At 36.5% G+C, this 25,203-nt stretch carries 26 protein-coding genes; 17 read left to right on the top strand and 9 right to left on the bottom strand.

Annotation, left to right across the window (positions count from 1 at the left end; all coding sequences use genetic code 11):
* Nucleotides 1-89 precede the first annotated feature (89 nt).
* Nucleotides 90-1,028, top strand: coding sequence for an ATP-binding cassette domain-containing protein (locus IV88_RS02145; protein ID WP_057798260.1), 939 nt, complete (start codon nt 90-92; stop codon nt 1,026-1,028).
* Between the two features lie 4 nt (nt 1,029-1,032).
* Nucleotides 1,033-1,794 carry an ABC transporter permease gene (locus IV88_RS02140; RefSeq protein WP_057798250.1) on the top strand — a complete coding sequence of 254 codons (762 nt, stop codon included), beginning with the start codon at nt 1,033-1,035 and terminating at the stop codon, nt 1,792-1,794.
* Here the strand turns inward: IV88_RS02140 and IV88_RS02135 are convergent.
* From IV88_RS02135 to IV88_RS02125, 3 genes are all read right to left on the bottom strand, one after another.
* The gene (locus IV88_RS02135) at nt 1,763-2,680 is read right to left on the bottom strand and encodes a sensor histidine kinase (protein ID WP_057798248.1); all 918 of its coding nucleotides are present in this window, start codon (nt 2,678-2,680) and stop codon (nt 1,763-1,765) included. The genes IV88_RS02140 and IV88_RS02135 overlap by 32 nt on opposite strands.
* Entirely contained in the window at nt 2,680-3,396 is a 717-nt protein-coding gene (locus IV88_RS02130; RefSeq protein ID WP_057798246.1) for a response regulator transcription factor, read from the bottom strand. Before IV88_RS02130 ends, IV88_RS02135 begins: the two co-directional genes overlap by 1 nt.
* Before the next feature lie 65 nt (nt 3,397-3,461).
* The gene (locus IV88_RS02125) at nt 3,462-4,022 is read right to left on the bottom strand and encodes a TetR/AcrR family transcriptional regulator (RefSeq protein WP_083486820.1); all 561 of its coding nucleotides are present in this window, start codon (nt 4,020-4,022) and stop codon (nt 3,462-3,464) included.
* Between the two features lie 135 nt (nt 4,023-4,157).
* On the opposite strand from IV88_RS02125, the gene IV88_RS02120 reads away from it, so the two are divergent.
* Entirely contained in the window at nt 4,158-4,892 is a 735-nt protein-coding gene (locus IV88_RS02120; RefSeq protein WP_057798242.1) for an SDR family NAD(P)-dependent oxidoreductase, read from the top strand.
* Between the two features lie 59 nt (nt 4,893-4,951).
* Here the strand turns inward: IV88_RS02120 and IV88_RS02115 are convergent, their stop codons facing one another.
* Both IV88_RS02115 and IV88_RS02110 read right to left on the bottom strand, forming a co-directional pair.
* Entirely contained in the window at nt 4,952-7,402 is a 2,451-nt protein-coding gene (locus tag IV88_RS02115) for a Xaa-Pro dipeptidyl-peptidase (RefSeq protein ID WP_057798241.1), read from the bottom strand.
* A gap of 97 nt (nt 7,403-7,499) precedes the next feature.
* Nucleotides 7,500-8,891 (bottom strand): APC family permease, encoded by a 1,392-nt coding sequence (locus IV88_RS02110; protein ID WP_057798239.1) that lies wholly within the window; start codon nt 8,889-8,891, stop codon nt 7,500-7,502.
* 140 nt (nt 8,892-9,031) lie between these two features.
* On the opposite strand from IV88_RS02110, the gene IV88_RS02105 reads away from it, so the two are divergent.
* Nucleotides 9,032-9,445: an NUDIX hydrolase gene (locus tag IV88_RS02105; protein ID WP_057798236.1), complete on the top strand. Its 414-nt coding sequence runs from the start codon at nt 9,032-9,034 to the stop codon at nt 9,443-9,445.
* Nucleotides 9,446-9,502: 57 nt separating this feature from the next.
* Here the strand turns inward: IV88_RS02105 and IV88_RS09330 are convergent, their stop codons facing one another.
* Nucleotides 9,503-9,679 (bottom strand): hypothetical protein, encoded by a 177-nt coding sequence (locus IV88_RS09330; protein WP_168388177.1) that lies wholly within the window; start codon nt 9,677-9,679, stop codon nt 9,503-9,505.
* A gap of 138 nt (nt 9,680-9,817) precedes the next feature.
* Between IV88_RS09330 and IV88_RS02100 the strand changes: the two genes are divergently transcribed.
* The 8 genes from IV88_RS02100 (at nt 9,818) to IV88_RS02065 (ending at nt 15,473) form a co-directional block, all read left to right on the top strand.
* Entirely contained in the window at nt 9,818-10,384 is a 567-nt protein-coding gene (locus IV88_RS02100) for an AAA family ATPase (protein WP_057798234.1), read from the top strand.
* A 65-nt stretch (nt 10,385-10,449) separates the two neighbouring features.
* Complete coding sequence (locus IV88_RS02095; RefSeq protein WP_057798232.1) at nt 10,450-10,890, top strand: Fur family transcriptional regulator; 441 nt, start codon at nt 10,450-10,452, stop codon at nt 10,888-10,890.
* 104 nt (nt 10,891-10,994) lie between these two features.
* Nucleotides 10,995-11,432, top strand: coding sequence for a hypothetical protein (locus IV88_RS02090; protein ID WP_057798230.1), 438 nt, complete (start codon nt 10,995-10,997; stop codon nt 11,430-11,432).
* Nucleotides 11,433-11,450: 18 nt separating this feature from the next.
* Nucleotides 11,451-12,302: a DUF6681 family protein gene (locus IV88_RS02085; protein ID WP_057798228.1), complete on the top strand. Its 852-nt coding sequence runs from the start codon at nt 11,451-11,453 to the stop codon at nt 12,300-12,302.
* 276 nt (nt 12,303-12,578) lie between these two features.
* Nucleotides 12,579-13,319, top strand: a complete 741-nt coding sequence (locus IV88_RS02080) for an amino acid ABC transporter ATP-binding protein (RefSeq protein ID WP_057798226.1) — start codon at nt 12,579-12,581, stop codon at nt 13,317-13,319.
* Nucleotides 13,320-13,339: 20 nt separating this feature from the next.
* Nucleotides 13,340-14,173, top strand: a complete 834-nt coding sequence (locus IV88_RS02075; protein ID WP_057798224.1) for a glutamate ABC transporter substrate-binding protein — start codon at nt 13,340-13,342, stop codon at nt 14,171-14,173.
* The gene (locus IV88_RS02070) at nt 14,170-14,820 is read left to right on the top strand and encodes an amino acid ABC transporter permease (protein WP_057798222.1); all 651 of its coding nucleotides are present in this window, start codon (nt 14,170-14,172) and stop codon (nt 14,818-14,820) included. Before IV88_RS02075 ends, IV88_RS02070 begins: the two co-directional genes overlap by 4 nt.
* On the top strand, nt 14,820-15,473 hold the full coding sequence (locus IV88_RS02065; protein WP_057798220.1) for an amino acid ABC transporter permease: 654 nt from the start codon (nt 14,820-14,822) through the stop codon (nt 15,471-15,473). The genes IV88_RS02070 and IV88_RS02065 overlap by 1 nt, the downstream gene beginning before the upstream one ends.
* A gap of 50 nt (nt 15,474-15,523) precedes the next feature.
* Here the strand turns inward: IV88_RS02065 and hflX are convergent, their stop codons facing one another.
* Nucleotides 15,524-16,792 (bottom strand): GTPase HflX, encoded by a 1,269-nt coding sequence (gene hflX, locus IV88_RS02060; protein ID WP_057798218.1) that lies wholly within the window; start codon nt 16,790-16,792, stop codon nt 15,524-15,526.
* Nucleotides 16,793-17,040: 248 nt separating this feature from the next.
* Here hflX and IV88_RS02055 point away from each other — a divergent pair, with 248 nt between their 5' ends.
* The 5 genes from IV88_RS02055 (at nt 17,041) to IV88_RS02035 (ending at nt 22,822) form a co-directional block, all read left to right on the top strand.
* Nucleotides 17,041-18,663 (top strand): peptide ABC transporter substrate-binding protein, encoded by a 1,623-nt coding sequence (locus IV88_RS02055; protein ID WP_057798217.1) that lies wholly within the window; start codon nt 17,041-17,043, stop codon nt 18,661-18,663.
* 91 nt (nt 18,664-18,754) lie between these two features.
* A complete protein-coding gene (gene opp3b, locus IV88_RS02050) occupies nt 18,755-19,684 on the top strand; it encodes an oligopeptide ABC transporter permease (RefSeq protein ID WP_057798214.1) in 930 nt (309 codons plus the stop codon).
* Between the two features lie 6 nt (nt 19,685-19,690).
* On the top strand, nt 19,691-20,713 hold the full coding sequence (locus IV88_RS02045; protein ID WP_057798212.1) for an ABC transporter permease: 1,023 nt from the start codon (nt 19,691-19,693) through the stop codon (nt 20,711-20,713).
* A gap of 14 nt (nt 20,714-20,727) precedes the next feature.
* Entirely contained in the window at nt 20,728-21,855 is a 1,128-nt protein-coding gene (locus tag IV88_RS02040; protein WP_057798210.1) for an ABC transporter ATP-binding protein, read from the top strand.
* Between the two features lie 13 nt (nt 21,856-21,868).
* Nucleotides 21,869-22,822, top strand: coding sequence for an ABC transporter ATP-binding protein (locus IV88_RS02035; RefSeq protein ID WP_057798208.1), 954 nt, complete (start codon nt 21,869-21,871; stop codon nt 22,820-22,822).
* A 59-nt stretch (nt 22,823-22,881) separates the two neighbouring features.
* On the opposite strand, the gene IV88_RS02030 is transcribed toward IV88_RS02035, so the two are convergent.
* Together IV88_RS02030 and IV88_RS02025 are read right to left on the bottom strand one after the other, a co-directional pair.
* Nucleotides 22,882-23,544, bottom strand: coding sequence for a histidine phosphatase family protein (locus tag IV88_RS02030; RefSeq protein ID WP_057798206.1), 663 nt, complete (start codon nt 23,542-23,544; stop codon nt 22,882-22,884).
* 16 nt (nt 23,545-23,560) lie between these two features.
* Nucleotides 23,561-25,201 carry an APC family permease gene (locus IV88_RS02025; RefSeq protein WP_057798204.1) on the bottom strand — a complete coding sequence of 547 codons (1,641 nt, stop codon included), beginning with the start codon at nt 25,199-25,201 and terminating at the stop codon, nt 23,561-23,563.
* Nucleotides 25,202-25,203 lie beyond the last annotated feature (2 nt).

The following is a 25,203-nucleotide window of genomic DNA, read 5'->3' as shown; positions in this document are numbered from 1 at the left end:
TGCAACACAATTAATACTTTTTTAATATTCAATTAATATGTTAATTAATATTCAAAGTTCATACTTCAAATCAGTAGGGAGGGATAAATATGGTTGAGAATGCCTTAACTTTAAGAGATGTTGAGAAACAATTTGGTCGTTCAAAAGTTCTAAAGGGAGTTAATTTAACTGTAAAAAAAGGTGAAATATATGGATTGATTGGGGCTAATGGTGCAGGTAAAAGTACCATTATGCGGATGGTGACAGGTTTGTCGCCAACAAAAGTTGGAGAAATTACGCTATTGGGTCAGAAATTAGGAAATAATTATCAACAATCTTTGCGCAGAACGGGTTCTATTATTGAATCACCAACCTTTTATAAAAATTTGTCAGTTAAACAAAATTTAATGGTAATAGCTAAGCAAAAAGGCTTAGTAAATGCAAAAAAAGAAGTAGAAGAGGTTATAAATTTTGTGGGCTTAACTGCTAAGTACAAGAGCAAAAGTAGTTCACTCTCACTAGGGCAAAGGCAGCGACTTGGTCTGGGCATTGCATTATTAGGAAATCCTGATTTTCTGATTTTAGACGAGCCAATCAATGGACTTGATCCTTCAGGAATTATTGAGTTCCGTAAGTTATTACAAGATTTGAACCATAATCGTCAAACTACAATCTTAATTTCAAGTCATATTCTGAGTGAGTTGTATCAAGTTGCAACGACATTTGGATTCATACATGGGGGAGAAGTAATTGAAGAAATTAGTAAGGCAGAATTGGACCGTCGTAATCAGTCAGGACTTGTAATAACAGTTGATAATACTGATCGAGCTGCACAAGTATTAGACCAACTTCACATCAATAAATTTCAAGTTCTTTCAACAAATAATTTAATTATTTACAATACTGACATTGATACAGCCCAAATTAATAAAACGCTAATTAATGCTGATGTAACGGTTTCTAGTATTGAAGAACGTGAAGGTTCACTTGAAGATTATTACACTCGGTTAATTAGTAATGCCGAGCAAGCAAAAGTGGAGGTGAAATAAGACTATGCGATTATTTACTGCAGATATTTATCGACTTGTCCGCACGCGTGGTATTTATATAGCGTGGGCAGCAATTATGATTATTGCTGGAGCCATTACTAACTCGCAATCTGTTGGAGGAGTTATGGTTGGTACCGAAAGCGCACCAAAGTACACTGATGCACAATGGTCTTTGGTTGAGATAGCTACGCGCGTATCATTATCGACTTCAGTAGTTATGTATATTCTAATCGCAGTATTTGTAATGACGGTTGGATATGAGTTTAGTCAAAAGACATATAAAAACACGCTAACCAGTGGAATTAGTCGTCTACAGTTTATTGTAAACAAATTCATTGCGCTGCTAGTTATCGTGTTCATAATGATTTTTAGTTATTTTGGAGTAGCTATTATTACCGGTTTGTTTAAGCATTCGGTCATTGGTGGAACAGTACATCATTTTTGGAATGTGTTAATAACTTGCGTTTTTAGTCAGACATTGGCTATTTGTGTTATTTTCAGTTTAGCGGTGGTTGTTCTAGTAATATCTAAAAGCCTAATTATCTCAAGCATCTTTATCGTAGCTTGGCCAATGATTATGACTATAGTTGCTGTTTTTTCGCGATGGGATTGGGTAAAATACTTTGATTTCTTTACGATTTCAAATCGATTAGCTCTGGGTGAATTAACGATTGATAAGATAGCGCCTTACTTAGTCGTCAGTGTATTGACCATTCTAGCGACGTGGTTGCTTACTATTTTTGCAATGAATCATCAGGAACTCTAGTTACTGATTGTAGATTCAAAACTACCTCAAACTCATTTGACGATGATAGCCATTTTGTAGAAATTGAACTATTAAGTTGTTTTAAAATTGAACTTGTTATTTGAAGCCCTAAACCTTGACTGGTTTGGGGTTTTGTTGTTTTGTAACGATCCATCAAAGTTGTCATTTTCATAGCTATTGAGGGGTCAGAAACCCGATTCTTTAAAATGATTTTAACGGAGTCCTTAGTTTCTGATTCAAGTAGAACGTATACTGTTTTACTGCCATATTTTGCAACATTACCAAACAAATTCTGAAAAACCCGAGTCAGTAGTGTTGCATCGGTTAATAAATATTGGTTTTCAGCAATATTAATCACTGGTGTAATTTGTGAGTTTTCAAAAGTATCATAGAAACTCAATAATGAATTTGTTAATAACTCAGAAATATTGGTATCAGTTGGTGTGAAATTAATTCGACGTTCATTCAAAATATTAAAATCCATCATAGTTGCCAAGTATTTATCGATTGATGTTAAGTTAATCGATATTCGATCTAACTTGGTTTTTTGATCTTTTGTTGCGGACTGTTCCAGTAATTGGGTATATCCAGATGCAACTGCCAGAGGTGTCTTAATATCATGAGTTAGATTGGTCATTGTATTTCTGATTTGTTCATCATCGCTAAGCCTTTTTTGATTCATTTCACGTGAGAAGTCAATTTGTTGATTAATTGATATAACCAAACGATTCAATAATTTATTCGAATTATTGATTGTCACACTTGCGTTTGTGGAATGATTGTTTATATAGTTTAAATCTGAAATGATATGACGAATCCCGCTAATTAGTTGCCAAAGAATCACAAGCAAAATTATTATAAGGATAATTAGAAAAATAATTAACATTACTCGTCAGACTCCTTTTTTGTAAAACGAACGCCTATACCCCAAACGGTCTCAATGTAAGGCTTGGTATTTGGTAAATTAAGCTTATGGCGCAGATTGCTTAAATGTACAGTAATAGTGTTCTCGTCCCCGAAGAAGGGCTCGTTCCACACAGATTCATATAGATTAGCCTTACTAAACACTTGGTAGGGATGTTGAAGTAGTAGTTCTAGTATTTCAAATTCTTTCCGAGACAAATTAACATTAGTATTTCCTCTAGTCACGGTAAACGTTTGGTTATTTAAATTAACGTCTTTAAAATTGATTATATTTGAATTTGGCTGGTCATGTTGAGAGTTGGTGTCAGAGTGGAATTTGCGCAGTTGAACTTCAATTCTTGCCATTAATTCATCTAAATCAAATGGTTTAGTAAGATAATCATCTGCCCCTTTTTGTAGTAGTTCTACTACCTTAGACTTTTGTTGAACAGCAGTTAAGATGATCACAGGAATCTGACTAGTTTGGCGGATAAGAGAAAGTACACTTTCTCCACTTAAAGTAGGCAGCATTAAATCCAAGATGATTAAATCAGGACTTTGGGATTTTAGAGCTGAAACACCACTAGCACCGTCTTTTTCATAGTGAACATCATATTTAGGTGTCAATGTTTCTTCAAGTAGATTATCTAAATCCTGGTTATCTTCAATGATCAGAATACTTAGTTTCTCTGTTGTCATAATAATTCTCCATTGTTGTTTAATAAGCTAATTTTACAGACAGAAATATCATCATGCAATATTTACTAAATCCCATACAAATTAGCTAAATAAACATGGGCTTGCTCTTTTGATAGGTCATGATGCTTAATAAAAATCCAGTCTAGAACAATCGTTATTGTTGCAAAGCAGTGGTTGAGTAAAAGTTCTTTTGGCATATCTGTTTCATCAGTAAAGATATGTTCAAACATTTTTCCTCCGCCACTAACAATATAATTATTGAGGCTTGCGGAAAGGAAGTTACTGGGATTGTTACGTAGGATTTTTTCAAAAGTATCCATATTATCTTTGATAAGATCATATTCACGGTCAAAATAAACGGTAATGGCTGTTTGATTATTGATTGAATCAGTATTTGGTACATTAATTTGGTCTAAAAGAACTGACCAGCAGTAATCTAATAAATCGAATTTATCCTCAAAGTAGTTGTAAAAAGTTGATCGGGGATAATCAGCGATTTCGCGAATTTGGTTCACAGTAACCTTTTCAAAAGATTGTTTTTGGACCAAGTTAAATAGGGCTGCTGAAAAAGCCAATAGGGTTCGTTTCTTATTTCTGGATTGTGATTTTTTAGTTTCTATTCTCATTTTTACTTGGACATTTCTATAGATTTGTTCAACCTTGCACTACATCAATATTTTGATGATAGGCATGAATACAAAAACATTGTAATCTAATTCTTGGACAGATGTCTAACTTTTATTTCAAGGAGTCTAGTAATTATGAATATTTTAATTTCAGGTGGAACATCAGGTGTTGGTAAGGCGGTCGCAAAGAGTTTTGCATTTGGAGATAACAACATCACATTACTCGGTCGAAATGAAGATCGAGCACAAAAAGCGGTTAATGATCTAAAAGACTTAACTGGTAATCAGAATATCGATTATCCCTTAGGTGATTTAGCTGTTGAATCTGAAAATAAAAAAGTAGCTGAAGAGTATGTTCAAGATCATGATGTGCTAGATGTTTTAGTTAATAGTGCTGGTGTAATACCTAAGACGGCGCAAGATAACATTACTAAGAATATTCAAAGTCATTACTGGCTCACGCATAACCTAGTTAGCTTATTGAAAAAGTCTGAGAATCCAAACGTATTTTTGATTACTGGCGCTCCACAAATTGTTAAATACGGACCAATCAATGAATGGCAGTTTAATGCGTTATTTAAAGGTGTCTGGTTGTTAACCCATAAAACATTATTGGTAACTTTAATGGCGAACGAGTTGGCTGCTGATAATATTAAAGTCAATGCAGTCTTTCCGGGTGAAGTTAAATCTGAACTAATGAAATGGACTCAAAAAGTCACGAATGAAGATGTTGTCGCTATTAAAAATATTATGGATAGTAAAACATCTGTCACCGGCCAGTTCTTTGATAATTATGGTCAATTGATTCCGTTAAATGAAAGAAAATATAGTGTGAAAAAAGCGAGAAAAGCTTTAAATAAGTATTTATAATCAAAAAGCGTCCCAACTGAGATTTTAGTTGAGACGCTTTTTATTCATATACTAAGTGATTAGCCCTTGTGATGATTATTCAAATGCACCGTCAATTCACTATCATTCAATTGAAGTGAGTACTGCAACCTCTGGTTACCACGAATAGTAGTTTCAAAGTCAGTGGCATAAATTACTAATCCTAGTTGATGTCCCTTAACTAGGTGATAGAAGGTAGGTTGTAATTTAACTGATACATCGTAGAATTCATTAGGTTTTACTTCATCGACTTTGTAGTTGTTAGTACGATTTTGTAAATTAATGTGCCCTTTGGAAATCATCTTCCAAGGGGTGCTTTGTTTTTGAAGTGTAAATTCACGAAGATCGTCAGTTCGCCAGTCGTAGCTACCACTGAGTGATTTAGCATTCAAAATAGTAGGTGTAGTTGTTAAACGTTTTGCACTACCATAGTCCACTAGTTGGAAACTCAACATACCAAATGGCTGGTTAGCTGCAACGCTCACCTTAACTTCTGGAACGCCATCAATGAACCAGTCTTCATCCAACTGAACTGATTTGAAAATCAAACGGTTGTTACGCATATTGTTCTTACCGTTTGTGGCGTGTTCAGTGTTAAATAGATCTGTGTGCCATTGGCTGAGATTTGATTTGTAATTATCAAAGATATCATCGTCTAAGTAGTCTTTAAATGAAGCAGCGGCTGGTTTTGTTTCTAAATTGCTTTCAATTAAGAACTTAGGTTGCAAGGTGAACGTTTTATCAGTATCAGAAGTATCTTGCCAGTCAGGGTAGGTATTCCAAGTTTCAGCTTCGACATTATCTTGAATAATAACGTTTGGTAGAACTTTATCAGCGTCATTTTGGACATCCAATAGTTTGTAAGAGAACCAAAGATTAAGCATATCTGTGAAGTCAATTGAACGGAAAGCATTGATATAGATATGTTGACCTTGATGTAAGACTACTTTTTTATTAATTGGTAAATCACGGATAGCATTCCATAGGTTACCTACGTTACGTGGCTTAACATTCCAGTCATTTAATCCATGCACCATAATCATGTCAGCCTTAATATTTTTGGCATTGTTCAAGTAATTACGGCTATCCCAGAATTTAGAATAATTTCCAGTTGTTCGATCTTGATCACGGCCAAGGCGTTCCATTACTTTATTAAAGTAATCTTTAATGCCTAAATAATCGCCAGCATCTTGCATTCTACTGAATACTTCCATAGCTAGGACATCCATATCTTCACCTTGGAAAGTATCTGGAGCAGCAACTAGTCCGCCATCGCGATAGTAATCATACCAACTTGAAATGGCAGCTTCTGAAACAATCGTTTCTAGTCCTTTAACACCTGTAGTAGCTGCGGCAGTTGCTAAAGTCCCTAGGTATGAACGACCCGTCATAGCAATTTTCTTATTGGACCACCATGCATCGATGGCGATGTTATCAGTTTTATTTGTAAAAGCAGTGCGATTACCAGCCAACCATTCAATGATGGCGACGGTTGAAACAGTTTCTTCAACTGAACCTGTATCACGAATACCTTCAGAATCGCGTGTTCCAATTCCTGCAGAATAGACAATCGCAAATCCACGAGCTAAGAAGTAATTATTCAATGTATATGATTGTTCTTTGGCAAATGATTGTTCAGCTTCCTTTACATAATTTTTAACAGGTCGTTCTGCTGGAAGAACTGGTGCAAAAGGTTCTGCAGTTACAGCTTCTTTAGTTAAATTATTAGGTTCCTTTTCTACCAAAGGTACATCAGCATTGTGAGTAGCTTTTTCTCCCATTTCATCGTTAATTCCTTGATTGTAAGGACTTGATGTATAAAGAACAGGAGCATTATATCCATCTTTAGTTTGGGCAGGACGTAAGATTTCGGCCTTGATTAAATCACGTTTACCGTCTTCATCTGTATCAAGAGGAGCTTCAACGTACACAACTTCACGAATAGTTTGATGGGGATCGAAAACGGGTTGTGTCTTACCATTAAAAATTAACGGCTTTGTTGTATCTTTATAAAATGGAACGAAGTATCCCTGTTGAGCTAATTGATCTAAGTATGTTTCACCATTCTTTGTATGAGTAGTTAGTAGTACATACCAAGCGTGGGCAACGTCCTCGCCAGTTTCGAGTTCTGATTGTACAACAACTGGTAACTTCATTTTCTTGAATGATTGAACCGGTTTTTCTGGGTCAAAATCAATATCTACTTGGAATTGAAGTAGTTGTAACGCAATTAAATAAAACACTGAGTCAGTGATAGGTTCATCATTTTCTAAAAAGTCAGCGACAGTACTATTAGGTGTAGCAAGTAAGTTACCCATTTTTTGATTGAAGATAGTATCACTGTGAGCTTCTAAAGTTGCCATACGCAAGAAGTCTTTAAATTGTTTTTTAGCATTTTCTACAGGGTTACTACTGATAAAACGAATGTCTGTTAGTTCTTTTAACTCGGTTTTTAAATCAGTTTTAATGCGACCAAATTGGTTGATTTTCATAATGTTACTCCTCAAATATATTTAGCTAGTATTATACCGCTAATTTAGGTTTAAAAAAAACCAAACTAGGCGCGGTAGTTTGGTTGGTAACGCTTTTTTATTTTGTAGCTAATTTACTATGGTGAATCCCATACGTAAAGTAAATGACTAGTCCAATTAAGAACCAGATTCCTGATCCAATCCAAGTTTCCAAGGAAAGTGTGGACATTAGATATAAGCAGGATAATCCGGCAATGATTGGAACAACAGGATATCCTGGAACTTTGAATCCATGATTAACGATGTCGGTGCGTTTACGTAATGGAATAATACCAAATGAGACAACCGCAAAAGCAACTAATGTACCAATGTTAACTAGATTAGTTAATTGATCCAATGGAACGAGCCCGCCAAGTATGGCAATTACGATTGTTACAGCAATCATCGCATTTTTAGGGGATGAATTAGTTTTAGTCAATTTTCCCAGTTGTTTAGGAAGTAATCCGTCACGACCAGTGGCATAGACTAAGCGTGAACTACTGTAAATCATCGTGATCATCATGGTAGTCATACCAGCGATTGCTCCTAGTGAAAGTAATCCAGCAACCCAATTTTGATGAACGGCGTACAGTGCAAATGCCACTGGATCAGCTACGTTTAGTTGCGTGTAAGGAACCATTCCAGTTAAAACTACTGAAACAGCAACGTAGAAAATAGTTGCGACAATCAAAGTACCAATGATTCCAATCGGCATATTTTTATCGGGATCCTTAACTTCAGCCGCTGAAGAAGATACAGCATCGAATCCTAAATAAGCAAAGAAAACAGTTGAAGCACCAGCAAATGTTCCATGCAGTCCAAATGGCATAAATGGTTGCCAGTTAGCTGGTTTAACATAGAACATTCCAACTAGAATAAAGATAATAATGATCGCAATTTTAACGATTACCATAATATTATTAATCCGAATTGATGATTCTAAACCACGAGCAAGGAAAAAGGCAATTAAGCAAACGATAATAATCGCCACTAAATTAATATATGTACCGTGCGATGGATTAAATGGACCGGAAATTGCTTGAGGAATTGTAATCCCAAACCCTTTCATAAAAGAACTGAAGTATGCAGACCATCCGGTTGAAACCGCTGCGACTGCTAAGACATACTCCAAAATTAAAGCCCAACCTAATAACCAACCTGGTAATTCCCCAAAGACGATGTTCCCATAAGAATAGGCACTTCCGGCGATGGGCAGTGAAGATGCAAACTCAGCGTAGCACATACCAGCCAAGGCACAGACGAAAGCGGCAATGATAAACGATAGGATAATGGAGGGACCAGCTTTTAATGCAGCGACCGTTCCCGGAAGAATAAAGATTCCTGTTCCAATCACGGCTCCAATTCCTAATGCCAACAAATCAACCGCTGTTAAAGTCTTAATAAAATGTTGATCTTGTTTGAAATAATGATTCAGAGGTTCTTTACGAAAAATAGTGTCTTTTAGACTCATTGATGTTTGCTCCGCTTTCTAATTTAATTTTAAGAATAGCCTAATTGTTTTCCGAAAGTCAATAACTACCAAGATAAATTGTGGCTTAGGTTTTGAAACTGATATAATTAAACTTAAACAAATTGGGAGTGGGGATTAGATTGGAACTAAAGGTATATGGTGGAGCAGTTGTATATCAGTTAAGGGATGGAAAACCTTTTTTTCTTTTGGTACAAAACGCAAAGAGCCAAGCATGGGAATTTCTAAAGGATAATAAAGATGCAAATGAGACTTTAGTTGAAGCTGCTAATCAGGCAATTTTAAAAGGCATTCATTCACAACTAGATTTAGATAGTTACTTTAATCATGTGATTGAATATCAGCATGACGACGATACGAAACAGGTAACTTTTTATCTAGCTGAAGCGCAAGCAGGGGCTAAGTATCAACTATCAAATGCTAAATACAGTGCTTTGGCATGGTTCGACGAAGTATCCACCAAAGAACATTTAACATTTTTGAATCTTAAAGAAGTTTTGCATGATGCGGTTAATCATATTGGTAGTAATAAATAAAAAGAGCCTCCAACTTAATGGACACTCTTTTACCGCACTTTATTCTATTAATGGTATCTATGCTAATTTTGACATTTGAGAGTTTTCAAGTGTTTCTAAATTATGCACCGCATCTTCGATTGTAATACCTGTTGCTTCGAATTCAGGGCGGGTTTTGTCATTTGCGATAAAGACCTGCTTCTCTGTGTCTAGGGCAATACTGTACCAAGCAGTACTAAACTTCTTAAATTGCATAATGATAAACCTCCTTTATAAATGATTGTCGCTTTATGAAAACTTAAAATAGCGCTTTCATAAATGTCGATACTCTAATTTACAACATTAAAATTTAAAATGCAACTAAATTCAACTAAATTCAACTAGGGGATTCCAATGACAAATAGATTAATTGTAATTACAGGCGCTACAGGAACCGGTAAAACAACGGTTAGCGACTATTTAAAAGAAAAATATAAGATTGTGCCAGTTATTACACATACCACCAGACCACCACGCTTTAACGAAGAAAATGGTGTGGACTACTATTTTGAAAATGATCAATCTTTTGAGGATAACCATTATTTAGAACGTGTGAAGTATTCTAACTATCAATACGGTTCTTCATATGAAGGATTACGCAAAGCCTGGAAAGTTAATCCAATTGCGAGCATTGTTTTAGATACTCAAGGTGCTATTACATATGCTGAAAAATTGACTAATGAGGTTGAAATCTGGTTTTTAAAGGTAAGCGACGAACGAGTACTTCGTGAACGATTAATTCATCGTGGTGACAAGATTGAATCGATTGACCGCCGGATGCAAAGTTCTGAATATCGTCGTGATCTTGTTCTACCAGAACAATTGCAACAAACAGCTCAAGTAATTCCCAGTGAGAGTTGGTCTCAAACTAAAAAGCAGGTGGATTTATTAGTTGGAAAGCTACAAGAACAATTAGTTTAAATGGTTACTTAAATGTGCTATTCTGCTAAAGAGTAATAATTACGATTTAGGATAGGTGGATAATAATGACAACTAATTTAAAAAACGCCTTAGAGGTCTTACAAAGCAACAACTATAAGTTAACCAAACAACGCCACAGTCTATTACAAATTTTGGCTGAACACGAAGATAAGTATATTGAAATTACTAAGCTCGATCAGCTAATGCGCAAACAGTATCCCAAGATGAGTCACAATACGATTTATCGAAATGTGAAAGAATTCCAAGATATTGGTTTAGTAGAAGAACAGAAGATTGCTGATAAAACAGAAATCAAATTCCAATGTGATAACAAGCATCAACATCATCATCACTTTGTTTGTAACAATTGCGGCAAAGTTCAAGAATTTGAAATGTGTCCGCTCGACTTTTTCTCAGATCAATTACCCGGTAATCAAATTACCGGACACCGATTTGAGCTATATGGAATTTGTGCAGATTGTGTAGCAAAAGGTGTGACAGCTTAAAGCAATAAATCAGTAACTTTTTAGTAAAGGTTGTCTATATATGGTTTATTTTTAACTCGGCTTTGGTATGCTATAAGTATCAATCATTTTAAGGGGGAATCGTGATGGCTTATCGTACGCCACCATTTTTAACACCGATTGCAATTTTGACAATGATCATTGCTCTTGGTGCAACAAACGTTATTGTTAATACAGCCACCAATTCTCAAGAAGGTGCACCAGTTCAAAAGAGTGCTGTTAGCAGTTCACAGTCGAGTTCTGAATCGAACTCTTCTTCAGCCAGTTCAGATAGTAGTAAGGAAAGTTCAAGTTCGGCTAGTGAAAGCTCATCTTCTGAGAAGAATGATCAGAATACCAACGCTGAAAGCAAGAATGAACAAGCTAGTTCAAGTTCTAACGCAACAAATAAAGAGCAAAACGGTACCAATAATCAAGACAAGTCTAATGACGGAAATAATGTCCAAAACAATGAGGGTAAGGCTTCAAAAGCATCACAACCAAAACAAGCAACGCAACCAGATACAACTGAAAAGAGTAACTAATAGGAGGGAGCTTCAGTAATGTTTGCATTTTTAACCATGGTTAGTCATTACATGGGTATGATTAACGTTAAAAGTCGATTGAAAAATCAAATCTATACTGCAGTGGCCTTTGTTGGTAACTGGTATCTGTTGTATATTGCGTTTCGTTTTCTACAAAATGGTCGCTACCTACGTGGATTAGGTCTATTGGCTATTTTTATTGTTTTCCTATATTTCACCGTTATGAATATTTACTACTTCTTCACATCAAAACAAGCTCCATTTGATGTTTCACCTAAGATTGAAAAGTTGATTGGTAAACCAGAAGAAGTGGCTGAACAAGAAGAACTAAAGCGTCGTTTATCTCGAGTAGAACGCCAAAGCCAGACAAATACCGGTTCTAATGGTGTTTTCAATGATGAAGTTCTATTACCGGCCAGAATTAGTTCCACACCAGCTCAGTTACGTAACATCAATCAAATCGCTGATAAAATGCAGCAAGAAGGATTGTTACTTTCAGATTATGGTGGGCAGACTGATGATCAATTAATGGCTCAGATGGATGATGAATCGACTGAGTTCTATGCCATTGGTGAGGGAGTTAACTTTCCATACTTTATTTTGAAAATGGAAAGTGGTCACCCACTTATCTATGCTGGAATGAACCAGATGGATAGCTTACCAATTGGTGAAGTCACTCGGGTTGGCCTTTCAGACTATAAGAGTGCCAAGCGCGAGTATCATCTGTACTTAGCTGATGCAGCCTTAATCGGTGGCGAACGAAAAGTAAAAGGTCGCTCAGGTCTTTTTACAGAAAATTCAGCTTATAAAGGAAAAATTCAAATGGCGTACAAACGTCGTCAAACCTCACTTCCTGAGGATTTGAAATAATTAAAATGAGGAATCTGTTAGAGTGTGTGCTTTGACAGATTTTTTTTTGTCCACTATTATTATTTAATAAGATTAATTATGTAAACATGCAATCAACTATGGTATGACGTGGTTTAGGGACACTTTAGTCCTGTTCTGGAAATTATTATTTGCTTATAGTTTCAAGTTGAAATAGTTTATTTTGACGGATTGAATCCTCTAGTTGCTTTACATCGTGTTGTAGAATAGTAGTTAAGTGAGTTACATATAAACTTGAATAAGAGTGGAGGAATAGAAATGTCAATGATTGAATTTCAAGATGTTGAAAAGTATTACGGTGACTTTCATGCTCTAAAAGATATTAATTTAAAAATCGAAGCTGGTGAAACGGTTGTTTTAATCGGCCCATCTGGTTCAGGTAAAAGTACATTGATTCGTACTGTAAATGGTTTGGAACGAATTAATAGTGGAAAGTTAATCGTTAACGGTCGTGATATCGCTGATAAGAAGACCGATATGAACAAGACTCGTAAGAACGTTGGGATGGTTTTCCAACATTTCAATTTGTACAATAACAAGACGGTTTTGGAAAATATCATGTTAGCACCTCGTCTAGTTTTGGGACGCGATGAAGCCGAAAATAAGAAACTTGCAATGGAATTGCTTGAAAAAGTCGGTTTAGCAGATAAGGCTGAAAGTATGCCAGCAATGTTATCCGGTGGTCAGGCACAACGTATTGCCATCGCTCGAAGCCTTGCAATGCAGCCTAAGTGTATTTTATTTGATGAACCAACATCAGCTTTGGATCCTGAAATGATTGATGATGTTTTGAACGTTATGAAGGATATTGCTCGTGACTCAAGTATGACAATGCTTGTGGTTACTCATGAAATGGGCTTTGCTCGTGAAGTGGGTGATCGAGTAATTTTCATGGCCGATGGACAGATTCTAGAAGATGATACAAAAGAAAAATTCTTTGATGGTGAACCAACTAACGAACGTGCTCGCCAATTCTTAAGCAAGATTATTAAACATTAGAAAATAGGAGGTAGGTTAGTATGAAAAAATTATTCAGAAACTTAACCGTCCTTTTTACAATGTTAGGGTTGGGCTTGATTCTAACTAGTTGTGGAACTCGTGATACGTCTAATGCTAGTGTTTGGCAGAATGCTGAAAAGACTAAGTCAATCACATGGGGTGTTAAAGCTGATACAAAACTATTTGGTTTGATGGATGTTAAAGATTCTAAGATCAAAGGTTTTGATGCTGATATTGCCCGTGCATTAACCAGACAGATGTTAGGCAAAGATGCTAAAGCTAACTTCGTTCAAGTATCTAGCCAAACACGTATCCCATTATTAAAGAACGGAAATATTGATGCGATTATTGCAACAATGACCATTACTCCTGATCGAGCTAAGATTGTTGATTTCTCTGATTCATATTTCGATGCTGGTCAGTCATTGTTGGTTAAAAAAGGTAGTCCAATCAAAAATGTGCGTGATTTAAACAAACCAGGTACAAAAGTGATTGGGGTTGTCGGTGCTAACTCTGTGGAAAACATTAAGAAGTTTGCTCCGAAGGCTAAAGTTTTGGAACTTCAAGATTATGCTCAAGCATTAACGGCTTTGAAATCAAATCAGGGAGCAGCCTTAACAACTGATAATGGTATTTTATTCGGTATGGCTGTTGAAAACCCAGGTTATCAAGTTGTCGGAGGAACCTTCACCAAGGAACCTTACGGAATTGCGATTAACAAGGGTCAAACAGATATGAAGTCTCATGTTAATAAAGCTTTGAAAGAAATTGTTAAGAGTGGGGAATATAACCAAATTATTAAAAAATGGTTCGGAAATGTTTCTGGATTCAATTATAAGGAGGTCGAAAGATGATTAATATTATAAGCAATCATTGGCAAACACTCCTTTACGGATTGGGACAAACCTTATTATGTAGTATTTTAGCTTTGTTCTTCAGTTTGGTGATTGGATCACTTTTTGCCATTATGGAAGTTCTACCAAATAAAATTGCCCACACAATTGGTCGGGCATACGTGGAATTATTCAGAAATATTCCACTACTTGTTGTTACGATGTTTTTCTACATTGTTATTCCAAAGTTCTTCTTCCAAATTAGCGGTTTTGCTGCCGGAACAATTGGTTTAACAATTTATACCTCAGCATTTATCGCTGAAACAGTTCGTGCAGGTATTCAATCTGTTGATACAGGGCAGATGGAAGGATCTCGTGCCAACGGGATGACTTACTGGCAAGCAATGCGTTATATTGTTTTGCCACAGGCCTTTAAGATTGTGATTCCACCATTAGGAAATCAATTTATTAACTTGGTTAAGAATTCTTCAGTTTTAGCTTTCGTTGCTGGTTTTGATTTAATGTACGAAGGTAACACAATTGCTTCAACAACTTTTGATACGATTAACTCGTATCTGGTAGTCGGAGTATTGTACTTGATTATCACTATGCCACTTAGTTATTACATGCGTTATCTTGAAAAGAAATCGAATCGAGGTGTTAACTAATGCAAACATTTATTGATGCATATTCATGGGTTAACATTGCATTCCTGTTAAAGGGACTTTGGTTAACAATCGAGGTCTCAGTAGCTTCAATTATTTTGAGTTACATCATTGGAGCGATTCTTGGATTAGTTCGTTATATTGAAGTTAAGTACTTGTCAGCAATTGTTGGATTTATCATCGATTTGATTCGTAATTTGCCATTACTGTTGATTTTCTTCTTTACGTACTTTGGACTACCAAATATGGGAGTTCGTCTAAGTATTCCAGCATCAGCTATTCTTGCTCTTACAATTTTTGAATCAGCTATGTTAGCTGAAATTATTCGTGCCGGAATTGTTTCTGTTGATAAGGGACAAATGGAAGGTGCTCGAGCAAATGGTATGACGTACTGGCAGACACTTCGTTATATTATTTTGCCTCAAGCTCAAGTTAAGATGATTCCAGCTTTAGTTAGTCAGTTCATCTCACTAATTAAGGATACGTCATTAGCAACTATCATCATGTTGCCAGAATTGATGTACCACGCTCAAATCATTTATGGACAAAATAGTAATTATATTATTCCAATGTTCTTAGCATTAGCTGCAATGTACTTTGTTGTTTGTTATGCTTTGTCATTACTATCACGTTATATTGAAAAACGAGTCAACTAAAAAAAGATTGTTACGATGATTTTCATTCATCCGTAACAATCTTTTTTAATTTATTTAGCTTTTGGAGTTTGAACATAACGTTCTAAACGATTGTAGTCTTTATCTTTTAACTCAGCAGTAATTACAGTTCCATTTTCCGTATAGGTAGTTTCTTTCACATTGGCATTACCATTTAGGAAATCAACAACCTGTCCTTCAGCGAATGGAATCAAGAAAGTTGCTTCAACGTAGTTATTGAAGACTTGTTTTTTAATTAGTGATGTTAGCAACTCTAGTGATTGAAGTTGTTTGGCTGAATAAGTGATTTCTTTACCGTCTAATGTTGGATAGGCGATTTCAGCACGATCAGCTTTATTAAAGGCATAGATCATTGGAATGTCAGTAACACCAATTTCAGATAAAGTCTTTTCAGTTGTCTCCATCATTTCACGATAGTGGGGATCTGAAATATCAATTACTTGAACTAGCAAGTCTGCTTTGGCAGCTTCTGCTAAAGTTGAACGAAAGGCTTTAACAAGTTGATGAGGCAAGTCACTTACGAAACCAACTGTATCACTTAAGATTAGTTCTTTTTGATCCGCAAAAGTTAATTTACGAACGCTAGTATCAAGTGTGGCAAACAGCATATCTTTTTCAAAGACTTGTTTTTCATCGCTTCTACCGAACATTCGAACGAGGCCATTCATGGTGGTTGATTTTCCGGTATTAGTGTAACCAACAAGGGCAACACTTGGAATATCACGTGCGTCACGTTGTTTACGTTGGACATCGGCAGCTGTGGACATTTCCTTTAATTCACGATTAATGCGAGTGATCTTGTCACGAACTGTACGACGATTTAATTCCAACTTAGTTTCACCAGTACCACGGTTAGTGTAACCACCACCTGCGGATTGCTGATCAAGACGTTGACTAGAACTGGTTCTTAAACGAGCAAGTTGATATTGTGATTTAGCTAGCTCAACTTGAAGTTTAGCTTCTTTAGAGCGAGCACGATTAGCAAAAATCTCTAAGATTAATCCGGTTCGATCGATTAAATGTAGTCCAGTTTCCTTTTCTAGATTAGTAAGTTGACTGGGAGTTACCTCTGCACTTAATACAACAGTCGAAACGTCATGAGCAGTTGCCATTTCAGCAAGTTCTTGCACTTTTCCTTTACCGAAGTAAGTTCCAGCATTGGGTTTTTCTAATTTTTGAGTTAAAGTATCAACCACTTCCATGTTATTAGCAGCAACAAGAGAAGCAAGTTCATCCATGTTATATTCTAAATCCACACCAGGTAGTTCTAGCCCAGCGATTAGTATCTGTTCAGTTTCCATATTGTTCCTCCTGTATCATGAAAGCGTTACTAGTATTATATCATGTATCTATTATGTGATAGAAAATGAGAAAAATTAGAATTGCACTATCGCGGTGCTTACGCGGTTCGAGATGTTTATGAGTCTGAAAAATAAGCACAATATGAGCAAAACATGAGATTTTTAATTGAATTTAATACTTTTCTAATATATAATCAGTACATGCTTTACAAATAAATTAAAAGAAACTATCCAAAGGAGCTGGAAATATGAAATTTAAGACAGTTGGAAAACTTGGTGCTGTTGCATTAGCTTCAACATTCATCTTGGCAGCTTGTGGTTCAAACAATTCTGCAAAAAAGAATTCAGTTAATTTCAGAGAAAGTGCTGAAATTGCAACCATGGACCAATCAAAGGTTACTGATGTTGTTGGACTAACACAACTTGGTAATACTGAAGAAGGTCTCTACCGTATCGGTAAAGATAATAAGATTGAAAATGCTCTTGCTACTGATACAAAAGTATCAGATGGTGGTAAAGAATATACATTCAACATCCGTAAGGGTGCTAAGTGGAGTAATGGTGAAACTGTTACAGCTAAAGACTTTGTATTTGGCTGGCAACGTACAGTAAATCCTAAGACTGCTTCACAATATGCTTACTTATTCTCAGGTATTAAGAATGCTGACAAGATTGCTGCAAACAAAGCTAACTACAAAACTTTGGGTGTTAAGGCCGATGGTGATAACAAGTTAGTTGTCACATTAGATCGTCCAGTACCTTACTTTAAACTTTTGATGGGATTCCCAATCTTCTTCCCTCAAAATGAAAAAGCGGTCGACAAGTATGGTAGCTCATACGGAACAACTTCTGCTAAGACAGTTTACAACGGACCATTCAAGCAAGAAGGTTGGAAGGGCTCAAACCTTAGCTGGAAGTTAGTTAAAAATCCAGATTTCTGGAATAAGAGTTCAGTAAAGACTGACACCATCAACTATCAAGTTGTTAAAGATGCTGGTACAGCTTTGAACATGTACAATAGTAAGAAGCTTGACCAAAACACTCTAACTGGTGATCAAGTTAAACAATACAAGAATGACAAGAACTTTGTTAAGTACTTGAATTCATCAACATTCTATCTTGAATTCAACGAAAAGAAAGACAAATACTTCAAGAACCAAAAGATTCGTCAAGCTCTATCATTAGCAATCAATCGTGATCAATTTACAAAGAAGGTCTTGGCTGATGGCTCAGAACCAGCAACTGGTTTAACTTCAGCAGGATTAGCTAAAGATCCAAAGACTGGTACAGATTTTGCTAAGGAAGTTAATGTTCCTGAAGCATCTAAGTATGATTTAGCTCAAGCTAAGAAGTTAATGGCTGAAGGTCTTAAAGAAGAAGGCATGAAGAGTCTTAATTTCCAACTTATGAGTGATGATACAACTGGTGCAAAACAAAGTACCGAATATATCCAATCAGCTTGGGAAAAGATTCCAAATGTGAAGGTTTCACTAAGCAACATTCCATTTAAGAATCGTTTAGCAAACTCACAAAACGGTAAGTTCGATGCTGTTATCACTGCTTGGGGTGCTGACTTCTCTGATCCAATCTCATTCTTACAATTATTCACTACAGGAAACTCATTAAATAATGGTAAGTGGAAGAGTGCTGAATTCGATCAATTGATCAAAGACGCTGGCGATAAAGACGCTAATAATCCTGAAAAACGTTGGAACGATATGTTGAAGGCTGAAAGAATCCTTCTAAAGGAACAAGCAATTTCACCACTTTATCAACAAGCTCAATCAATGTTGCGTAACCAAAACATCAAGGGCATTGTCTACAACTCTGCTGGCTTGAACTTTGATTACTCACACATGACAGTCAAGTAAATTTCGGAAATTTAATCAAACAAATCGGGTAAGGGTGCTTTTGGCCCTTGCCCATTTGTTGCTTATTGATAAGAGAATGTGAGGAATTCAAATGGTCAAATATTTAGCGAGACGAATCTTTTACTTGATATTAACCATGTTCCTAATTGCCAGCGTTACCTTCTTCTTAATGAAGTTAATGCCCGGAACACCGTTAAATAATCAAGCAAAACTAACTGCGTCACAAATTCATACAATTTATCAACAATATGGTTTAGATAAGCCATTGTGGCAACAATATGTCACTTATATTGTTAATGCAGTTCAAGGAAACTTTGGAACATCATTCCAATTTAGTAACCAAGCAGTTTCATACTTAATCGGTTCACGAATTGGACCATCAGCTATTATTGGTGCTCAAGGAATGATTTTAGGAGTTATTCTAGGAATCTGTACCGGTTCACTTAGTGCAATTCGTAAAAATACTTGGGTTGATGGAACAGCTAACATTATTTCAATTTTAGGATTATCAATTCCTAGTTTTGTGTTTGCTATCTTGCTTCAATACTACTTTGGTTTAAAGCTTCAATTATTCCCAGTTGCTGGATGGGGCGGATTTGCAAGTACAATCCTTCCAACGATTGCTTTAGCAGCATCACCATTTGCAACGACTTCACGGTTTGTACGAACTGAAATGGTTGATGTTATGGGTAGTGATTATATTGAACTTGCTCGTGCAAAAGGTCTAAGCCGTTTTGGAATTGTATTCCATCACGCACTTAGAAATAGTTTAATTCCACTTGTAACAGTTATTGGACCTTTAGCAGTTGGTATTATGACTGGTTCGATGGTTGTTGAAAATATTTTCTCAATTCCTGGCATTGGTGAACAATTCGTTAAATCAATTTTGGTTAATGATTACCCAACAATCATGGGTGTCACATTACTTTACTCAGGACTTCTATGTTTAGTACTTCTAATTACGGATATTGTGTACGGAATTATCGATCCACGAATCCGACTTTCAGGGAAAGGGGAATAACAGATAATGGATGAAAAAATTAAATTACCTGAAGATGCTTTCCAACCAGTTGGTAAAGATGACAAGTTAGATGATGAAAAGATTGCTGCCCCTTCTCGTACATTCTTGCAAGATGCCTGGCATCGTTTGAAAGAAAATAAGGCCGCATTCATCAGTATGTGGATTTTAATTATCATTGCTTTATTCGCATTTACATCTCCAATTACAGCTCCTAACCCAAACAGTGCTAATCCAGATTACGCTAATTTACCACCTAAGATTCCCGGTGTTAACATTAACGGATTCAATGGTACTAGTATTCAAGGTGGTCAACGAGTTGATCAATATAAAGCAAACAATGTTCCTGAAAGTAAACACTTCATTTTAGGTACTGATTACTTAGGCCGAAGCTTAGGTCAACGTATCTTACATGGAACAATGATTTCATTATTAATTGGTTTATTTGCTACTTTAATTGACCTTTTAATTGGGGTCGGTTATGGTATTATCTCCGCCTGGAAGGGTGGCGTGGTCGATCTAGTCATGCAACGTATCATCGAAATTATGCAGTCAATTCCTAACATCGTTATCATGGTGCTTTTACTACTTGTTATTAAGGGTGGAATTTTGCCAATTATCTTAGCTATTGCGATTAACGAATGGACTACGATGGCACGACTAACTCGTGCGCAAACACTTCAATTGAAGAGCCAAGAATATGTGTTGGCAGCGCAAACCTTGGGTGAGTCATCTGGCAAGATTGCGATGAAACATTTGCTACCAAACTTATCGAGTGTCATTATTATTCAGACTATGTTTACAATTCCTGCTGCGATCTTCTTCGAAGCATTCTTAAGTTATATCGGAATTGGTATTCAAGCTCCGATTGCTTCACTTGGTACTTTAATCAATGATGGACAAAGAAACTTCCAATTCTTACCATTCCAAATGTGGTATCCAGCGATTGTTCTTGCTATCATCATGATTGCATTTAATATTTTAGCTGATGGACTACGAGATGCATTTGATCCTCGTACGTCACGGCATTAGGGAGGAAATTGGTAATGGATGCAGAAAAAAATATTCTTGAAGTCCAAGATTTAACCATCAATTTCCATACCTATGCTGGTACGGTTCAAGCTATTCGTAATGTTAATTTTCATCTTAAAAAAGGTGAAACATTAGCTATTGTTGGTGAATCAGGTTCAGGAAAAACAGTTACAACAAAAACTATCATGGGACTTTTAGCAAACAATGCTGAAGTAGCTAAGGGAACTGTTAAGTTTCATGGTAAAGACATCTTGGAGATGTCTGAAAAAGAATTACAAGCCATTCGTGGACGCGATATTGCTGAAATTTTCCAAGATCCAATGACTTCATTGGATCCAACGATGCGTATCGGTCGCCAAATTGCTGAACCTTTAATGGTTCATAAGGGCTTTAGTAAATCAAAAGCTGAAAAGCAAGCTCTTGAAATGCTTAAATTAGTTGGTATTACGAATGCTGAGGAACGTGTAAATGATTATCCTCATCAATTCTCTGGTGGTATGCGTCAGCGTATCGTTATTGCGATTGCTTTGGTTTGTTACCCAGAAATTTTGATTGCTGATGAACCAACTACAGCTTTGGATGTTACTATCCAAGCTCAAATCCTCGATTTAATGAAAGAATTACAAGAAAAAATCTCAACTTCAATCATCTTTATTACCCATGATTTAGGGGTTGTTGCAAGTATGGCTGACCGTGTTGCGGTTATGTATGCTGGTAAAATTGTGGAATACGGAACAGTTGATGAAATTTTCTATAATCCACAACATCCATATACATGGGGATTATTAAATTCAATGCCTACGCTTGATACTGCCAAAGGTCAATTGGAACCAATTCCAGGTACTCCACCTGATTTATTGGAACCACCAGTTGGTGATGCCTTTGCAGCACGTAATCCTTATGCGATGAAGATTGATGAAGAACAAGAACCACCATTCTTTAAGGTCTCTGATACACATTACGCTGCAACATGGTTGCTTCATCCAGATGCACCTGCAGTTGAACCACCAGCAGAAGTGGTTCGTCGTCAAAAAATCTACCAAGAACGCTTATCAGCTGGTACAATCAACCAAGGTCATATTCACTCTAAAGGTAATACGGCTTTCGCTGGTGCTGACGATGACGACGCGATTGGCGAATAGGAGGAAACGATAGATGGATGAAAGTAAAAAAATCCTTGAAGTAAAACATTTAAAACAATACTTTAATGTTGGTAAAAAGGATGAAGTTCATGCGGTTGATGATGTTTCCTTCGATATTTATGAAGGCGAAACATTTGGATTAGTTGGTGAATCTGGTTCTGGTAAGACAACTACTGGACGTGGAATTATTCGCTTACTAGATCCTACTGATGGACAAGTAATGTTTGAAGGACGCGATGTTGCTTCAATTAAAAGTAAAAAAGATTTGATGAGTTTCCGTCGTGAAATGCAAATGATCTTCCAAGATCCTTATGCTTCATTAAACCCTCGTATGAAGGTTAAAGATATTGTTGCTGAAGGAATTGATATTCATCATTTAGCAAAGAACGATGCTGATCGTACTAAACAAGTTGAAGATTTACTTGAAACTGTTGGTTTGAATAAGGACCATTCTAGTCGTTATCCAAACGAATTTTCAGGTGGACAACGTCAACGTATCGGTATTGCCCGTGCGTTAGCAGTTCAACCTAAATTCATCATTGCTGACGAACCTATCTCAGCTTTGGATGTTTCCATTCAAGCTCAAGTTGTTAACTTGATGAAAGAGCTGCAACATGAACGTGGATTAACTTATCTTTTTATTGCCCATGATTTATCAATGGTCAAATATATCAGCGATCGAATCGGTGTTATGCATTATGGTAAGTTATTAGAAATCGGACCAGCTGAAGAAGTTTATAACCATCCTTTGCACAAATATACTGCAAGTTTGGTTTCAGCTGTTCCAGAACCAGATCCAGAGTTCGAACGTAATCGTGTTCAAGTACCTTACGATGCAACAGCTGAGTTCGATGGTAAACCAAGAACGATGGTAGAAATTGCACCAGGACATTTTGTTCGTGCGACAGAAAGTGAAATTGCTGAATATCGTAACCGTGCAAAAGATGAAGGTTTAGATCTCGTTTAAGTATGTAAATTAAAAGAGTTCCCATGATTGATGGGAACTCTTTTTTTGCGGATCAAATATTAAATTGTTTCAAGATTTCCAAAGTATTCAATCTTGCCACCGTCTGCCGTTAAATGAAGCTTCGTTACGCTACCATTCTTGGGACTGTGGGAAATATCAATTTCAGGATTGAATAGGGAAGTTAAGACTCTAATTAAAGTACCATGACTGACTACTAAGACGTTATCACCATCATGGGCTTGTTCAAATACGTAATCCAATCCTTGTTGCAAACGGGTATGGATTTCTTCGAAGCTTTCAGCATCATGAAATGGATCGACTTCTTTCCAAACGTTAATAGCTTCTTTAATACCATGTTTTGCGGTAATAGCATTTAAGGTTGGTTCGGTCGTTGAATGTCGTTGATAAAGCTTAAATTCAGTTTCAACTGAATTAGCTCCTTCAAAGTAGCCGAAGTATTGTTCTCGGAAAGCAGCAATGTCTTCAATGTTAGTGACGGGATGCTGATTTTCCTTATTAATAATATTGGCAGTTTTGATTGCTCGAATAGTATCTGAGCAGTAAACATTATTAAATCGAACGTTTGAGAGCCGTTTTCCAGCCTCCTTAGCATCTTTGAAGCCTTTCTCAGTTAATGGAGAGTCGGACCAACCTTGAAGGTGACGATAGCGATTAAAGAGGGTTTGACCATGTCGAACAAAGTAAAGATTAATTGATTTCATATTATTTCCAATCTATTTAAGCAGTTTGTCGATCTTTTTTAGATAGATTCCAGAAGAATAACCAGTAAACCGCAATAGCTAGGGCGGTATTGATTAACCATGCTGCTAATGCAATCCAAATTTGATTGTTTAAGTGGTTAGAAACGATTGTGAAAGCACCACCGATAAAGATGATGATACCTGCAGGAAGAGACCATAGAGACCATTTTTGAAGCTTCTTACGTTCTACCCATGCTTGGTAAGGCAATACAGCTGAAAGAGCAATAAAGATAATTGGCACAACAATATTTAAGAGCAATTCCTTATTGTAGAGCACCGTTCCCGGAGTAGCATCGGTTGGACGAATACCCAAAAGTGAGAAGGCAATCGTGACTACAAAACACCATGTTCCAACTAACCAAGCTAACCAGTCTTGTTTAATGAAGACGTAAGTAGAAGGGTACTTTTTGCTGTTTTGTCTAATTCGCATAAAGGCAAAGAACACAAAACTAGTAACAAATGGCGACACAATTCCGTTGATATTTAAGAGCCAGTTAAACATATCATTGATACTTGGTAACCAATTACTTAGGAATAACACAAGTGAAACAATCGCTGTTGTTAACCAGTAACCATTAATTGGAAGACCTTCATCAGTTAATTTACCAAGTGATTTTGGTAGGTACTTAAGTGCAACATCGGATAAGAAAATCCGAGTTGATGCATCTAAGATAACGGCCAATTGAGCAAACATGTAAACAGCTTGAGTAGCCGCAAAGATGTACATCAGCACATTACCAATTCCAAATTCATTTCCTAAAGCTTGGAAGGCGTAGTATGAACCATTCATCTTAAGATCATATGGTAAGTGATGGGCATCAAAGAATACAGCAAGGGCAAATGAACCAAAGACGGTTAGGAATGCCGTCATGATTAAAAGCATCATCATAGCCTTTGGAAAATCACGATTTCCGTGTTTCATTTCCTTTACGTAAGGGCCAGCTAATTCAGCACCATTAATGGCGAAGATTAGAAGTCCGAAGGTTGAAAGAAAATGACCATCAATTTTAGGAATGAAAGCTCCTAGATTAAATGGTTGTGTTTCAATGTGATGACCATGAATTAGGGCGGCAACTGTCATAACAACGAATAAAATCGTCATGATGAACATTGCACCACCACCGATGGTACTAAGAATTTCAAGCGAGCGGTTTTTGAAAAAGTGCTGGAACCAAATAAATAGTAAGAAAACAACCGCTGTGAAGAGGGCAAAGACGAACGTCGACATGTATTTGTGAAGATCACCGTTACCTTTGACTAACCAGCTAATTGAAACAACTACTGAGTTAGCAACATCGACAACGTATGGTAATCCGGCAATCCAATAGAAGAAAGCAACGATATAGCCAGCCAGGTCACCGTTAGTAGAACGAACCCATGAGGCTAATCCACCACCATCTTCATTGAAAGTGCCACCTAATTGTCCAACCATCATTTCATATGGCCAAACAAACATTAAAATCATAATAATCCAGGTTGTAACAATCGCTAAACCTTGATTATGAAAGTTATAAATTAAATCATCGAAACCAATTACGGTAACGAAGTCCATTAGGGCCACAACTGGCCAGCTAATGAATCGCTTTTTTGAATCTGAATCCAGTGGTGATTTTTCCATTA

Source organism: Pediococcus argentinicus (genome assembly GCF_001437605.1).
GTDB classification, from domain to species: domain Bacteria; phylum Bacillota; class Bacilli; order Lactobacillales; family Lactobacillaceae; genus Pediococcus; species Pediococcus argentinicus.
This window is presented reverse-complemented; position numbering and strand designations above follow the sequence as displayed.

Bases quoted from the DNA above. Each gene is read 5' to 3' on its own strand.
- IV88_RS02145 (WP_057798260.1), top strand. From the start codon at position 90: ATGGTTGAGAATGCCTTAACTTTAAGAGATGTTGAGAAACAATTTGGT.
- IV88_RS02140 (WP_057798250.1), top strand. From the start codon at position 1,033: ATGCGATTATTTACTGCAGATATTTATCGACTTGTCCGCACGCGTGGT.
- IV88_RS02135 (WP_057798248.1), bottom strand. From the start codon at position 2,680: ATGTTAATTATTTTTCTAATTATCCTTATAATAATTTTGCTTGTGATT.
- IV88_RS02130 (WP_057798246.1), bottom strand. From the start codon at position 3,396: ATGACAACAGAGAAACTAAGTATTCTGATCATTGAAGATAACCAGGAT.
- IV88_RS02125 (WP_083486820.1), bottom strand. From the start codon at position 4,022: ATGAGAATAGAAACTAAAAAATCACAATCCAGAAATAAGAAACGAACC.
- IV88_RS02120 (WP_057798242.1), top strand. From the start codon at position 4,158: ATGAATATTTTAATTTCAGGTGGAACATCAGGTGTTGGTAAGGCGGTC.
- IV88_RS02115 (WP_057798241.1), bottom strand. From the start codon at position 7,402: ATGAAAATCAACCAATTTGGTCGCATTAAAACTGATTTAAAAACCGAG.
- IV88_RS02110 (WP_057798239.1), bottom strand. From the start codon at position 8,891: ATGAGTCTAAAAGACACTATTTTTCGTAAAGAACCTCTGAATCATTAT.
- IV88_RS09330 (WP_168388177.1), bottom strand. From the start codon at position 9,679: ATGCAATTTAAGAAGTTTAGTACTGCTTGGTACAGTATTGCCCTAGAC.
- IV88_RS02100 (WP_057798234.1), top strand. From the start codon at position 9,818: ATGACAAATAGATTAATTGTAATTACAGGCGCTACAGGAACCGGTAAA.
- IV88_RS02095 (WP_057798232.1), top strand. From the start codon at position 10,450: ATGACAACTAATTTAAAAAACGCCTTAGAGGTCTTACAAAGCAACAAC.
- IV88_RS02090 (WP_057798230.1), top strand. From the start codon at position 10,995: ATGGCTTATCGTACGCCACCATTTTTAACACCGATTGCAATTTTGACA.
- IV88_RS02085 (WP_057798228.1), top strand. From the start codon at position 11,451: ATGTTTGCATTTTTAACCATGGTTAGTCATTACATGGGTATGATTAAC.
- IV88_RS02080 (WP_057798226.1), top strand. From the start codon at position 12,579: ATGTCAATGATTGAATTTCAAGATGTTGAAAAGTATTACGGTGACTTT.
- IV88_RS02075 (WP_057798224.1), top strand. From the start codon at position 13,340: ATGAAAAAATTATTCAGAAACTTAACCGTCCTTTTTACAATGTTAGGG.
- IV88_RS02070 (WP_057798222.1), top strand. From the start codon at position 14,170: ATGATTAATATTATAAGCAATCATTGGCAAACACTCCTTTACGGATTG.
- IV88_RS02065 (WP_057798220.1), top strand. From the start codon at position 14,820: ATGCAAACATTTATTGATGCATATTCATGGGTTAACATTGCATTCCTG.
- hflX (WP_057798218.1), bottom strand. From the start codon at position 16,792: ATGGAAACTGAACAGATACTAATCGCTGGGCTAGAACTACCTGGTGTG.
- IV88_RS02055 (WP_057798217.1), top strand. From the start codon at position 17,041: ATGAAATTTAAGACAGTTGGAAAACTTGGTGCTGTTGCATTAGCTTCA.
- opp3b (WP_057798214.1), top strand. From the start codon at position 18,755: ATGGTCAAATATTTAGCGAGACGAATCTTTTACTTGATATTAACCATG.
- IV88_RS02045 (WP_057798212.1), top strand. From the start codon at position 19,691: ATGGATGAAAAAATTAAATTACCTGAAGATGCTTTCCAACCAGTTGGT.
- IV88_RS02040 (WP_057798210.1), top strand. From the start codon at position 20,728: ATGGATGCAGAAAAAAATATTCTTGAAGTCCAAGATTTAACCATCAAT.
- IV88_RS02035 (WP_057798208.1), top strand. From the start codon at position 21,869: ATGGATGAAAGTAAAAAAATCCTTGAAGTAAAACATTTAAAACAATAC.
- IV88_RS02030 (WP_057798206.1), bottom strand. From the start codon at position 23,544: ATGAAATCAATTAATCTTTACTTTGTTCGACATGGTCAAACCCTCTTT.
- IV88_RS02025 (WP_057798204.1), bottom strand. From the start codon at position 25,201: ATGGAAAAATCACCACTGGATTCAGATTCAAAAAAGCGATTCATTAGC.